At 47.0% G+C, this 13,308-nt stretch carries 11 protein-coding genes and 1 other annotated feature; of the genes, 1 reads left to right on the plus strand and 10 read right to left on the minus strand.

From position 1 onward, the window contains the following. From BTR1S_RS05140 to BTR1S_RS05155, 4 genes are all read right to left on the minus strand, one after another. On the minus strand, positions 1–1,068 hold the full coding sequence (locus tag BTR1S_RS05140; protein WP_006636835.1) for an ABC transporter ATP-binding protein: 1,068 nt from the start codon (positions 1,066–1,068) through the stop codon (positions 1–3). Between the two features lie 13 nt (positions 1,069–1,081). Next, positions 1,082–1,999: an ABC transporter permease gene (locus BTR1S_RS05145; protein ID WP_029418663.1), complete on the minus strand. Its 918-nt coding sequence runs from the start codon at positions 1,997–1,999 to the stop codon at positions 1,082–1,084. 4 nt (positions 2,000–2,003) lie between these two features. Then, positions 2,004–2,939 (minus strand): ABC transporter permease, encoded by a 936-nt coding sequence (locus BTR1S_RS05150; protein WP_006636833.1) that lies wholly within the window; start codon positions 2,937–2,939, stop codon positions 2,004–2,006. Between the two features lie 99 nt (positions 2,940–3,038). Next, positions 3,039–4,667, minus strand: a complete 1,629-nt coding sequence (locus BTR1S_RS05155) for a peptide ABC transporter substrate-binding protein (RefSeq protein ID WP_006636832.1) — start codon at positions 4,665–4,667, stop codon at positions 3,039–3,041. A 460-nt stretch (positions 4,668–5,127) separates the two neighbouring features. Further along, positions 5,128–5,350 (plus strand) — a binding site (T-box leader). Positions 5,351–5,402: 52 nt separating this feature from the next. Here BTR1S_RS05155 and trpS point away from each other — a divergent pair. Further along, the gene (gene trpS / locus BTR1S_RS05160; RefSeq protein WP_006636831.1) at positions 5,403–6,392 is read left to right on the plus strand and encodes a tryptophan--tRNA ligase; all 990 of its coding nucleotides are present in this window, start codon (positions 5,403–5,405) and stop codon (positions 6,390–6,392) included. Between the two features lie 227 nt (positions 6,393–6,619). Here the strand turns inward: trpS and BTR1S_RS05165 are convergent, their stop codons facing one another. The 6 genes from BTR1S_RS05165 to BTR1S_RS05190 form a co-directional block, all read right to left on the minus strand. Beyond that, positions 6,620–7,372 carry a YjbA family protein gene (locus tag BTR1S_RS05165; RefSeq protein ID WP_006636830.1) on the minus strand — a complete coding sequence of 251 codons (753 nt, stop codon included), beginning with the start codon at positions 7,370–7,372 and terminating at the stop codon, positions 6,620–6,622. Positions 7,373–7,501: 129 nt separating this feature from the next. Continuing rightward, positions 7,502–8,416, minus strand: coding sequence for an oligopeptide ABC transporter permease (opp4C, locus tag BTR1S_RS05170; protein WP_006636829.1), 915 nt, complete (start codon positions 8,414–8,416; stop codon positions 7,502–7,504). 17 nt (positions 8,417–8,433) lie between these two features. Further along, on the minus strand, positions 8,434–9,384 hold the full coding sequence (locus BTR1S_RS05175) for an ABC transporter permease (RefSeq protein ID WP_006636828.1): 951 nt from the start codon (positions 9,382–9,384) through the stop codon (positions 8,434–8,436). An 87-nt stretch (positions 9,385–9,471) separates the two neighbouring features. Further along, positions 9,472–11,118, minus strand: a complete 1,647-nt coding sequence (locus BTR1S_RS05180; protein WP_006636827.1) for a peptide-binding protein — start codon at positions 11,116–11,118, stop codon at positions 9,472–9,474. Positions 11,119–11,227: 109 nt separating this feature from the next. Beyond that, a complete protein-coding gene (locus tag BTR1S_RS05185) occupies positions 11,228–12,250 on the minus strand; it encodes an ABC transporter ATP-binding protein (protein WP_006636826.1) in 1,023 nt (340 codons plus the stop codon). 4 nt (positions 12,251–12,254) lie between these two features. Further along, positions 12,255–13,229 (minus strand): ABC transporter ATP-binding protein, encoded by a 975-nt coding sequence (locus BTR1S_RS05190; RefSeq protein WP_006636825.1) that lies wholly within the window; start codon positions 13,227–13,229, stop codon positions 12,255–12,257. Positions 13,230–13,308: the final 79 nt, after the last annotated feature.

Below are 13,308 nucleotides of genomic sequence, written 5' to 3' on the forward strand. Positions count from 1 at the left end.
TCATTCACCTTCTTTCACTTGAACCGGTTTTTCGTAGTGATCTTTAAACTCCCTCATTTTGCTTTTGACAGCCGCGGGCGGTTCAACCTTTGGCGCATCAGGATGCAAGAGCCAGGATTTTACATAATGCGTATCAGAAATTTTGAACATTGGCGGCTCCTGTTCAAAATCGATCTTCATGGCATAAGGGCTTCTTAATGCAAACGCGTCGCCTTTCGGCGGATTGGTCAGATCAGGCGGTGATCCCGGTATCGCCATCAGTTCCTCTTCTCCGTTATGATCAAGGCTAGGCATTGAAGCTAACAGCCCCCATGTGTACGGATGCTTCGGATTGTAGAAAATTTCATCAACCGTTCCAATCTCCACGATCTGTCCGGCATACATGACGGCTACTCTGTCCGCCACGTTCGCAACAACGCCGAGATCGTGCGTGATGAAAATGATCGATGTTTCAATCTTTTTCTGCAGCTCCTTCATCAGCTCCAAAATTTGCGCCTGGATCGTAACGTCAAGGGCTGTCGTCGGTTCGTCGGCGATCAGAAGCTTCGGATTGGCGGCAAGCGCCATCGCGATGACAACCCGCTGTCTCATTCCCCCGCTGAATTCGTGCGGATATTGGTTCACGCGCCGTTCAGGCATTGGTATCCCCACCAGGCTGAGAAGTTCAACTGCCCGCTTATGCGCGTCTTCTTTTGAAATGGTTTCATGCTTAAACAACACTTCTGTGATTTGGCGCCCTACTTTCATCGTCGGGTTTAGGGAAGTCATCGGATCTTGAAAGATCATGCCGATCTCCTTGCCGCGAATCGATTGCATTTCTTTTTCCGATTTAGGCACGAGATCTTGTCCGTTAAATAAAATTTGTCCGCTTTTAAAATAGCCCGGCGGCATTGGAATCAGCTTCATGATCGCTTGTGAAGTGACGCTTTTGCCCGATCCGGATTCTCCGACAATCGCCAGCGTTTCTCCTTTGTCAACGTGAAAATTAACGCCGCGGATGGCCTGGACTTCTCCGGCATATGTTTTAAACGAAATGGCTAAATCTTTCACTTCAAGTAAGTGTTTCATCATTCTCACTCCTTTATTTACGCAGCTTCGGATCTAAAGCATCGCGCAATCCGTCGCCGATAACGTTAAATGCAAACATGGTCAGGCAGATAAATGTAGCCGGGAAGAACAAGCGCCAAGGATAATATTCCAAGCCCTGCACACCATCGGTTGCCATCGTTCCCCAGCTTGCCAAAGGTTGCGGAACGCCGAGACCAAGATAGCTTAAAAATGCTTCATAGAAAATCGCCGTAGGGACAGTTAATGTCATCGTCACCAAAATCGGGCTCATGATGTTTGGAAGCAGGTGCTTTCTGATGATCCGCGAGTTTTTCGCGCCCAATGTTCTTGAAGCAAGCACGAATTCCTGGTTTTTAAGCTGAAGCACTTGTCCGCGCACGATTCTCGCCATATTGATCCATCCGGTAATGACCATCGCGACGATCATGGTGATCAGCCCTTTTCCCATTACGACGAGAAGAAGGATTGTCATCAACAGGGAAGGAATCGCCCATAAAATATCCGCGATCCTCATCATGATCTCATCTGTGCGTCCGCCTCTAATGCCGGAAATCGCGCCCCAGATGACACCGATCAAAACGTCGATCAACGCCGCTGCAAGGCCGATTGTCAGCGAGATGCGTGCGCCGACCCATGTACGGACGAACACGTCCCTTCCAAGGTCATCAGTACCAAACCAGTGCTCAGCGCTTGGCGGTTTATTCGTGTTGGTTAAATCTGTCGTCTGATATTCATGGCTCGAGAATACCGGCGCGAAGATGGCCATCAGAGCTATGAGGATAAGAACGACAAGACCGCACATCGCCAGCTTGTTTTCTTTAAATCTTAAGAATACGTCTGTCCAAAAAGAAAGGTTTTTCTTTGAGATTTTTTCCGCTTCGCTCTGGTCAACAGCTGCAGGCTCAAACATGTCTTTAGGTATTTGCTGCATCCTTTTACTCCCCTTTCTTAGCGCCAAACAGTTTAATGCGCGGATCAATTAAGCCGTATAAAATATCAACAATGAGGACGCAAAGCAGTAAAATCGCGCCGAAAAACACGGTGACGCCCATTATCACTGTATAATCGCGGTTCGTTATGCTTGTGACAAAGTGCATGCCGAGTCCGGGTATGCCGAAGATTTTTTCAACGACGAACGTCCCTGTTAAAATAGAGGCCGCCATCGGTCCCATATATGTAACAACCGGCATGATCGCGTTTCTGATCGCATGTTTGACGGTAACCGCAAACGTGCTCAAGCCTTTCGCCTTCGCCGTACGGATGTAGTCGCTGCTCAGCACCTCCAGCATGCTTGAGCGAGTCAGACGGGCGATAAACGCCATCGGCATCGATGACACGGCGATTGCCGGCAATACGGTATGTCCCCATGATTCCCACTGTGCGACAGGGAACCAGCCAAGCTTCATCGCCAATACATACTGCAGAAGCGCGGCCATGATGAAGTTCGGCACAGAGATGCCAATAACAGCGATGATCATCGCTGTATAATCCTGCCACTTATTTCGCTTCAACGCCGCGATCACGCCGAATAATACGCCGAAAGCCAATGCGAGGCAAATCGCTTCCATTCCCAGTGTAAAAGAAATCGGAAAACCGGAGTTGATTAATTCGTTCACGGTTTGTCCTTTATATTTAAATGATGGACCGAAATCCCACTTCGCCACGGACACCAGGTAGTCGAGATATTGTTTAAATAGGGGCTGGTCTAAACCATAGTAAGAATTGAGGCTGGCTTCTATTGCAGGAGGAAGCTTCTTCTCGCCTGAAAAAGGTCCGCCAGGTATCGACCTCATCAGGAAGAAGGTGGCTGTGACAATCACCCATAGAGAAATCAGCATATAAACAAGACGACGACCTAAAAATTTAATCATTTTACACACCTCCGAATATTCAGTCTATTAACCTTTTATCATAAATAAAAGTATATGGGGGAAAGTCCCAAAAGCCCCCATATACTTTGTGATGCAGTTTTATTCAAAATGCGCGGTTTTGAAATAGATCTCTCCGGTACCTGTCAAAACAAAGTCTTTTAAACTCTTATCATGCATGTAAGGCATGGTGTAGAAGTAGATCGGAGCGATCGGCAGCTCATCCATGATGATGGCTTCGGCTTCTTTCATCAGCTCGATGCGTTTTTCCTCGTTTGTTTCAGTTGAAGCTTTTGAAAGAAGTTTTTTGTATTCCGCGTTCTCCCAGTTCGTATCGTTGTTTCCGCCTTCTTTGTCGCGGTATGTTTCAAGGAAGTTCATACCGTCGTTAAAATCGGCGACCCAGCCCAAACGGGCGATTTGATAGTTTCCGGTATGGAGCTTATCAATGTATACGTTCCATTCTTCATTGCTTAATTCAGCTTTAACGCCTAAATCCTTGCTCCACATTTCCTGTACAGCCTGAGCGATTTTTTGATGCGCTTCATCCGTGTTGTAGGAAAGCGTGATTTTCGGCAGATCAGACGCTTTTTTCAGACCGAGCTCTTTCAAGCCTTTGTTCAGAAATTCCTTCGCCTTTGCAACATCATGATCTTTGAAATATGGTTTGTTTGATTCAAATCCGGTGACCGCCGGAGGCACGAATCCAGTCGCAGGAATCTGCTCCGCCTGTGTGATGTTCTTGACGATCGCCTCGCGGTTGATCGCGTATGTCAAGGCTTTGCGGATGTTGACATTGTTTAACGGAGCCGCTGCTGTATTGAATTTGTAAAGGTAAACAGATGCGAACGGATCAATGTTCAGGCCTTCTTTTTTGAGGCTTGGAATCGCGTCTGTCGGAATCTCGTCAAGAGGCTGTCCGACGAAATCAAGCTCACCTTTTTTATACATGTTCAGCCCAGTATTAGCATCGTTGACCATCGCCATGTTAATCTTTTTCAGTTTTACAGAATCTTTATCCCAGTACTGGTCGTTTTTCTCCAGTACGATATTCCCGCTGTGCTTCCAGGATGTTAATTTGAAAGGTCCGTTGGATACATAATTTTCATCTGCTTTTGTATACCATTTCGGATGTTTCTCAGCGACTTTTTTATTGACCGGCAAGTAAGTATAAAATGCTGTAAGTTCAGTGAAGTACGGTGTCGGTTTTTCAAGCTCGACCTTCAATGTCTTGTCATTGACCGCTTTAACGCCGACATCGTCAATCTTTCCTTTGCCGGTGTTCGCTGCTTCACCGCCTTTTAAGTAGTAAAGCTGGTATGCGTATTGTGATTCGTTTTTAGGGTCAAGCGCCCATTTCCAGGCATATTCAAAATCCTCTGCTGTTACAGGATCACCATTTGACCATTTCGCACCATCGCGAATTGTAAACGTGTATGTCTTCTGGTCTTTGCTGATTTCGATTTTTTCCGCTGCCGCTTCGACCGGCTTTCCGTCTTTTCCGATTGTAGTCAATCCTTCGAAAGTCTGACGAAGCACGTTTCCAGAAACTGAATCGTTTGCAAGGCCTGGATTTAATGAAAACGGCTCAGTTTTAATATTGACGTTCAGGGTGTCTTTTCCTTTGCTGTCTTTTTTGCCGCCGTCGCCAGAACTTGCGCCGAAACCGCAGGCACTTAATACGAGAGTGAACATAAGAACTAAACTGATGAGTGACCAACGCTTCTTCAAATGAGAAACCCCCCTGTTTCATATTTTTTTAGTTCCTTACTCCTTAACATTCAGATTTATCATAAAAAAGTAATAGGACCACTTGCCATACTTTTTCCTCTGTTTCGTCTTTTCTGAATATTTATTATGTAAAGAACCTGTAACACCGAGGTGAACAAATTCATTATAATTAATAGAATAATTTATTGCAATATTAATTTTCAATTATTTTTTTATTCAAACTATTTAGGTTTGTCAGCAAATCTGCCAAAGATATGAATACACTTCTCTGTTTTAAAGCATGAACTCGTTAAAATGATCGGTCATTTTTTACAGCGGGAAACGTTTTTTACGTATAACATTACCCATTCTTTATACAGAACTTTCCACGGTGCGGGAAACTTTGTTCATCCCATTGTCAGATTCTTTTTTTCAACACGGGTGACTTTTATTTCAAATTTATATATAATAAAATTATGAATAAAATGCGATGAAAAAGAAGAGTACACATTTCTTCCCATTTGAAGAGAGTCCGCGGCGCTGGGAGCGGATAATGGCGAATGTGGAATGGGCTTTGGAGCAGCTGACCGAACGATTTGCAAGTAGGCTCAGCCGGAGAAGACTTCGTTAACAACGTCTAAAGTGATTTCATTTTGACCATAATGAAATAATCAGGGTGGTACCGCGGTTCATTCGTCCCTTTTGTGTTAAGGGAAGAATGGGCCTTTTTATTTTGAAATGAAAAGAGGGATTTTCATGAAAACGATTTTTTCCGGAATTCAGCCGAGCGGTTCTGTAACGCTTGGCAACTACATCGGAGCGATGAAGCAATTTGTTGATTTGCAGGATGATTACAACTGCTATTTTTGCATCGTTGACCAGCATGCAATCACAGTGCCTCAGGACCGCCTCGAGCTGAGAAAGAACATCCGCAATCTGGCTGCGCTTTACCTGGCTGTCGGACTTGATCCGAAAAAAGCGACGCTGTTTATCCAATCCGAGGTGCCTGCGCACGCACAGGCGGGCTGGATGATGCAGTGCGTCGCCTACATCGGCGAGCTTGAGCGCATGACGCAGTTTAAGGACAAAGCCAAGGGGAAAGAAGCCGTCGTCTCAGGCTTGTTGACATATCCTCCTTTAATGGCGGCCGACATCCTGCTTTACAGCACAGACGTCGTTCCTGTCGGAGAGGACCAAAAACAGCATCTGGAACTGACCCGGAATCTGGCGGAGCGCTTCAACAAGAAATACAATGACATTTTTACGGTGCCAGAAGTGAAAATTCCGAAAGTCGGCGCCCGCATTATGTCGCTTGCCGATCCGCTCAAAAAAATGAGCAAGTCGGACCCGAACCAAAAAGCGTTCATTACTCTTCTTGACGATCCAAAACAGCTGGAGAAAAAAATCAAAAGCGCCGTCACCGATTCTGAGGGAGTCGTCAAATATGATAAAGAAAATAAACCCGGCGTGTCCAACCTTCTGACGATCTATTCCATCCTTGGACAGGTCACAATTGAAGAGCTTGAAGCCAAATATGAAGGCAAAGGCTACGGCGAATTTAAAAGCGACCTGGCTGAAACGGTGATCAATGCGCTGAAACCGATTCAGGACCGGTACTATGAATTGATCGAATCCGAGGAATTGGACCAAATTCTGGACGAAGGCGCTGAACGCGCGAACAAAACGGCCGGAAAGATGCTGAAAAAAATGGAGAATGCGATGGGCCTCGGCCGCAAAAGACGCTAAACAAAAAACACCTTCTCAATTGTCCTTTGACAATCAGAAGGTGTTTTTCATAAAGAACAGACGCATAAACCTGATACACTGATTCAGCCGCTTGGCACACTCGATCTTCCTATAAGTAAATGCTTTAGAAAACATGGCTTTCGTCTGAAAAATGACCGGCTTCCTTTTTTGATTTTAAAGGAAGCCATTGAAAAAGACCGCCGCTTCTACCGACAGCCTTCTTGAATTTAGTTGACTTTTGACTCATTTTCAATTTCCCAAAGCTTTTCAAAAAACGGCTGCCCTTTAATTAAATTTTCACAGAAATCCCGGTGTTTCTCCGACCAGCCGTCGATTGTTTCATTGAAAAGCATGTCCCAGATTTCTTCAAATGTCATCCGTTTAATCTGTTCATACATGTAAGGATTCCATTCCGTATACCAGTAGGCGATCTCGGCGCGGTTTTTGAGCCCTTTCAGCTGATCAAGCGCCATGAATAACAGCTGTTTCAGCTGGCGTTCTTTTCTTGTTAGTCCTCTGACATGCTCCGGTGATAATGATAGAATGTGGTATTCCTTTGAAGATTGCAGCTTTTCCGGCGAAAATTCATATTCCTGCGGCTCGACGTCCTTCACCATTTCATATACAAGCTGCTCCTGCCTCGGAATGAGACGGCTTTTTCTGACCGGTATCGAATAGCCGGCCGTATCGACCGCAAGGATTCCGATGCCATCCGTCACAACGAAGCAATGGTCAAGCTGTGTACGCTCATGGTTTTTGCGAATATACGCTTTTTGATGGACCTCATTTAATAATTCCGGCGGAAGCTCTGATAGGTCATTTTCTATGTAGTTGAACAAAACCGGCGAAACCCTCAGCAAAGGGACCTGGTCAAGCAGTTCCACGCTGTCTTCCTTCCGCCATTCATGAAAGTGGCAGACGTTGTAGCCATTTTCTTCTCCCTCAAACCAGTTCACCCACACATCATGAAGAAATAACATTTCTAACCCCTCACTTTATAAAAACTGTTGTCCACAGTATAGGCAAGGGGGAAGGAATTTATTCCATCCGGCAAAGATTATGGCAAAGCTGCATGAAAAAAAGCCAAGGGCGGCCGCGCCCCGGCTTTCTTATTTAATATTCTTCGGATCAAGCGCATCGCGCAGTCCGTCTCCGACAAAGTTAAAGCATAAAACGGTGATTAAAATCATCAGTCCAGGGAACAGCGGATACCACCACGCCTGAATCATAATCGTGAAGTTTTGCGCATCCTGGAGCATGTTTCCCCAGCTGGCCATCGGCGGCTGAACGCCGAAGCCGAGATAGCTGAGCGCCGACTCCGATAGAATGACCGTTCCGACGGACAGCGTGGCCGCAACGATAATCGGCCCCATCGCGTTCGGCAGGATGTGGGAGAAAATGATCTTATGGCTTCTTGTCCCGATCGTTTTCGCGGCGAGGACAAACTCTCTCGACCTCAGCGATAAAAATTCTCCACGGACGAGCCGCGCCGTCGTCGTCCATCTTGTCAGGGCGAAAATTAAAATCAGCTTGTCTACACCAGGCTGAAAAATGGTCACAAGCGTAATTAACAGGAATATGTCGGGTATTGATAATACAATATCGACCAGCCGCATCATGATCGCGTCGATGATCCCGCCGAAATAGCCGGCGATCGCACCGATCACGGTGCCGATTGTGATTGAACCGAGTACAGAAGCAAAGCCGACAAGCAAGGATACCTGAGCACCATACAGCAGGCGGCTGAAAATATCGCGGCCAAACTTGTCCGTTCCCATCAAATGCTCAGCGCTCGGGGGCTTGAGCTTGTCCAGCAGATTCTGCTGTTCCGGCGGATACGGAGCAATCACCGGCGCAAATATAGCCGACAGGATAATGATGGATAACAGGATTCCGCCGAGCACGGCCAGCTTATTTTTGAAAAACTTCTCAAAAAAGATTTTTGTCATTGTTTCCGGCTTTGGTGCGACGTTTTCCTGCAGTCTGATCTCCGGTGAAGGCGTCGATGGGTTTGGCTGTGTCATGACGAGTCCTCCTCTTCTTAATACTCAATCCGCGGATCGACGACCGCATAGAGAATATCCGCAATTAAATTTCCAATGACAACAAGGGCGGCAGAAATGACGGTCATGGCCATGATGACCGGATAATCTCTTTGAAAAGCGGAATCGACAAACAGCTTTCCGAGGCCGGGCCAGCTGAAAATTTGTTCCGTAACGACGGCTCCGCCGATAAAGGAAGGAATCATCAGTCCAAAAATCGTGATCACCGGCAGCAGCCCGTTTCGAAGCCCATGCTTGTACACAACCCGGTTTTCTTTAAACCCTTTCGCTCTGGCCGTCCGCATGTAATCCTGCCTGAGCACGTCGAGCATGCTTGACCTTGTATAGCGGGTGAGCCCCGCCATGTCAGCGGCTGCGAGTACGAACGCGGGCAGAATCAAGTGATGGACGCGATCCCATAAACTGAAATCTGAATTGATCGTCATGACGCCTCCTGTCGGGAACCAGCCTAAATTGACCGCGAGAAACATAATCAGGATCAACCCAAGCCAAAAATTCGGGACGGCAAGTCCGATAAACGATGTAAACGTAATCCCGTAATCCAGCTTCGAATACGGGCGCCTCGCCGAAAGCACCCCGAACGGAATTGAGATGAGAAGAGCGAGAATGGTCGAAACAAGCATTAATAATAGCGTATTCGGAAGCCTTGCCATGATCAATTCGGAAACAGGCATTCCTTTTCTGATGATCGAAGTGCCGAAATCCCCCTGAATCATGTTGCCGAGCCATTTTAAATATTGAATGTGCTCCGGTTCATTCAATCCGTATTTTTCGATGAACTTTTCCCGGTCGGCGGCGCTGATGGTCGGATCCATCATTAAGGCCATCGGATCTCCCGGGGCGGCTTTCATAATCGCGAATGACAAAATGGTAATCCCAAGCAAAATCGGAATCGACATGAGCGTCCTGCGAATGATATATGTAATCATCTTTTATCCCCTTTTTTATCAAAATTCTTAAGAATGAAGGGGAAGGAAGCGTGCCGAAAAACTTCCCTCCCCTTAAGGGAATTTCCTTTATTTTTGATCCAGCCACCAGTTTTCGGCTTTATAGAAATCTTCCTTCGGATGGAAAACAAAGCCTTTCATGTTGGCCGGCATCGCTCTGTGGTAATTCGTATAGTACAGGAACGTGTACGGCTGATCTTCCGCCAATATTTTGTAGATCTTTTCATACGCCTTTTTATAATCCTCACGGTCTTTCAGCGTTTTGGACTCGTCAAGCAGCTTATCTAGCTCTTTATTTTGATACCACACATAGTTCAGCCCTTTTTCCGCTTCTTTCGAATGGAAGATCGTGCTTTGATCAGGGAATGTGGCAAGGCTCCAGCCTAGGATGATCGCATCGAAATCCCAATTCGGCGGATTCATCTGTTCGATCAAAGCGCTCCACTCGACGATTTGCGGCTTCGCCTCGATGCCGATTTCTTTTAGCTGCTGCTGAACGACAACTGCGAGGTCTTCTCTCGTCTTATTGCCCTGGTTTGTTTTGATGACGAAGGAGAATTTTTTGCCGTCTTTGTCTAAAATGCCGTCGCCGTCCGTATCAGACCAGCCGGCTTCTTTCAGCATTTTTTTCGCTTTTTCAGGGTCGTGGTTAAACGTTTTAATCCCTGCTTCATTGTCCGGATAATTCCATGACAGCGGGCTTTCAGGAATGTTGGCGATTTTCCCGTCTCCGTCAAGAACCTGATCGACCATCGCCTGGCGGTCGAGCGCATACGTCAGCGCCTGGCGGACCTTCTTGTCTTTAAAGAGCTCGTTCTTTTCATTCCAGCCGATGTAACTGTAATTCAACCCTAAATCTGTATCGATTTTTACATTGTTAAATTTTTCGGCGGTTTTATAATCAGGTCCCGGCGTGATGACAAAATAATCGATATCACCGGCTTGAAGCTGTGTCAGCGCCGCATTTGAATCAGGGATGACTTTATATGTGATCGAGTCCAGATGCGCTCGTCCGGCGAAATAATCGTCAAACGCTTCAACTTTGACGTATTGACCCTGCTTCCATTCTTTGAATTTAAACGGGCCGGTTCCGATCGGATTCTTACGGTTGAATTCATGCTCGCCAAGCTCGCTGATCGGAACATCCTTCAAAATGTGCTTCGGCAGGATGCCATAGCTTGTCAGCGTTACATTATAAAAATAAGGATCTGGCTGCTTCAGTTTAAACTCAACTTCATATTTGCCTTTTTTCGTGACGGATTTAAGCATTTTAAAGCTTGAGCCGCGCTCGCCGACATAGTCTTTGCTCAACGGAATGCTGTACGTAAACACGACGTCATCGGCGGTCATTTCCTTGCCGTCGTGGAATTTGACGCCTTTTTTGAGCTTGATGTCAAACGTCAGGCCGTCCTCCGACTCCTTTACATCCTCGGCAAGCTGTTTTTCGACCTCCAGCTTTTCATTGGTATCCAAAAGGGTATTATAGAGGAGCCTTTCAATATCAGAGCTTGCCGTATCTGTTGAATACAGCGCGTTAAACAGCGTCGGCTCACCCGTTGATCCGGCGACAAGGTCTCCGCCCTGCTGCGGCTTGCCGTCAGATTTGCCTTCTTTCTGCTCCCCTCCGACTTCGCCGCTGTTGCAGGCCGAAAGAAACACCGATAAGATCAGCAGCAGACTTAAAAACGAAAATCCAGTTTTTCTACGCATCTTCATTTTGCGAATTCCCCCTTTTTGAGCTATTGTTTTCCCGGCCGAATTGACCCCCGATTTTGAAAAAAGACATTCCCCCTCTCAAGGATTAAATATGTGACGGCCGTTCCCTTTATTCGTAAAGGTGGCATGCCACGAAGTGGTTTGATTTCACTTCCCTGAAAGCGGGCTCCCTTTCTCGGCATTCCGCTTTTGCGGCCGGACATCTCGTATGGAAGACGCAGCCCCGCGGCGGATTGGCAGGGCTCGGCAGCTCCCCTTTCAGAACGATCCGCTCCCGCTTTGCGCGTCCCTTCTTTCTTGTGACCGGAACGGCGGACAGCAGTGCCTGTGTATACGGATGAAGCGGATTGTCATACAGCTCATGCTTATCTGTCAGCTCCATCATTTTGCCGAGGTACATCACGCCCACCCTGTCGCTGATATGGCGGACGACGCTTAAATCGTGGGAGATAAACAGATAGGTCAGGTTAAATTCGTCTTGAAGCTCTTCCATCAGGTTGATGACTTGGGCCTGGATCGACACGTCCAAAGCCGAAACCGGTTCATCGGCGATGATGAGCTCAGGGTTTAAGGCAAGCGCCCGCGCGATCCCGATGCGCTGGCGCTGTCCGCCGGAAAATTCGTGCGGATAGCGGTTTGCAAACGATGGATGCAGGCCGACTTTTTCCAAAAGTTCTTCCACTTTTTCATTGCGCTCTTTGAAATTGTACATGTGGTGGGTGTTAAAGGGCTCTTTGATGATGGATCGCAAGGTTTTTCTCGGATTCAGAGAGGCAAACGGGTCCTGAAAAACCATTTGGATATTTTTGCGGACGCTTTTTCTTAAGCTTTCTTCCGACAGGGCGGAAATGTCCCGGCCTTTGTAAAGGATTTGTCCGGCTGTCGGTTTGTAGAGTCTGATCATCGTCCGCCCGGCAGTCGATTTTCCGCACCCCGATTCCCCGACGATTCCGAGCGTTTCGCCGCGTTTTAACGAAAAGCTGATGCCGTCAACCGCTTTGACATCCCCGATCTTTTTCTGAAAGATCCCTGATCGGATCGGAAAATACTTTTTGACGTCTTTCAGCTCTAAAAGGGTTTCATCATGTTTTATCGTCTGTGCCTGCTGTACTTGTTCCGCTGATGCAGTCATCCCCTCATTCCCCCTCCTCATATAAGAAGCATCTGACGGTCCGTCCGTCGGCCCGGGTTTTCAGGTCCGGCTGAGAGCCCCAGCATTTATCAGTGGCGCTTGGACATCTCGGAGCAAAGCGGCAGCCTGTCGGAAGGTTGTCAGGCGTAGGCACATTTCCCTTGATGGCCGTCAGCTTTTCAATCGAACCGTCTATTACCGGAATGGAATTTAACAACCCTTGCGTATAGGGATGCAGGGGATTGTCAAACAATTCATCGACCGTGGCGTTTTCAACAACTTGTCCGCAATACATAACGATGACGCGGTCAGCGATTTCCGAGACGACGCCGAGATCGTGTGTAATCAGAAGAATCGATGTACCGAATTTGGCGCATAAATCTTTCATCAGCTCCAGCACCTGGGCTTGGATTGTGACATCGAGCGCCGTTGTCGGTTCATCGGCGATGAGCAGCTTCGGATTGCAGCTAAGGGCTATCGCGATCATCACCCGCTGCCTCATGCCGCCGGACAAGCGGTGCGGGTAATCTTTCATCAGCTGTTCGGCTCTAGAAAAACCGACAAGCTTCAGTAATTCAACCGCCTTTTTTTCCGCTTCTTTTTTAGATAGTTTTTTATGATAAATTAACACCTCTGTGATTTGTTCACCGATCGTTAATACCGGATTAAGGGATGTCATCGGCTCCTGAAAAATCATCGAGATTTCATTTCCGCGGATCTTGCATAATTCCGGTTCTTTGTATGTAACGAGATCACGGCCTTCCAGTTTGATGGACCCTTCCATGATCTTCCCGCCGGAGCTCCCGACAAGCCCCATAATCGATAAAGAGGTGATGCTCTTTCCAGATCCTGATTCTCCGACCAATGCCACGGTTTCTCCTTTTTTTATCGAAAAATCCACTCCGTCAACCGCAGGTATCGGCTGTTTTTTTCTAAAAAAATAGGTTTTCAGGTCGCTGACTTCCAGCAATGCGCTCATCCGGATTCCCCTTCCATAGACCAGAAGTTAAATAGATTGGATATGAATCTAATTGCACAACATAATACTGAATTATCTT

It is taken from the genome of Bacillus sonorensis NBRC 101234 = KCTC 13918 (assembly GCF_001592005.1).
Taxonomy (GTDB): Bacteria; Bacillota; Bacilli; order Bacillales; family Bacillaceae; genus Bacillus; species Bacillus sonorensis.

What these genes read in the sequence shown, in the direction of transcription:
- BTR1S_RS05150 (WP_006636833.1), bottom strand. Translation starts at nt 2,939, where the DNA reads ATGATTAAATTTTTAGGTCGTCGTCTTGTTTATATGCTGATTTCTCTA.
- BTR1S_RS05175 (WP_006636828.1), bottom strand. Translation starts at nt 9,384, where the DNA reads ATGATTACATATATCATTCGCAGGACGCTCATGTCGATTCCGATTTTG.
- BTR1S_RS05180 (WP_006636827.1), bottom strand. Translation starts at nt 11,118, where the DNA reads ATGAAGATGCGTAGAAAAACTGGATTTTCGTTTTTAAGTCTGCTGCTG.
- BTR1S_RS05185 (WP_006636826.1), bottom strand. Translation starts at nt 12,250, where the DNA reads ATGACTGCATCAGCGGAACAAGTACAGCAGGCACAGACGATAAAACAT.
- trpS (WP_006636831.1), top strand. Translation starts at nt 5,403, where the DNA reads ATGAAAACGATTTTTTCCGGAATTCAGCCGAGCGGTTCTGTAACGCTT.
- BTR1S_RS05140 (WP_006636835.1), bottom strand. Translation starts at nt 1,068, where the DNA reads ATGAAACACTTACTTGAAGTGAAAGATTTAGCCATTTCGTTTAAAACA.
- BTR1S_RS05145 (WP_029418663.1), bottom strand. Translation starts at nt 1,999, where the DNA reads ATGCAGCAAATACCTAAAGACATGTTTGAGCCTGCAGCTGTTGACCAG.
- BTR1S_RS05165 (WP_006636830.1), bottom strand. Translation starts at nt 7,372, where the DNA reads ATGTTATTTCTTCATGATGTGTGGGTGAACTGGTTTGAGGGAGAAGAA.
- BTR1S_RS05190 (WP_006636825.1), bottom strand. Translation starts at nt 13,229, where the DNA reads ATGAGCGCATTGCTGGAAGTCAGCGACCTGAAAACCTATTTTTTTAGA.
- opp4C (WP_006636829.1), bottom strand. Translation starts at nt 8,416, where the DNA reads ATGACACAGCCAAACCCATCGACGCCTTCACCGGAGATCAGACTGCAG.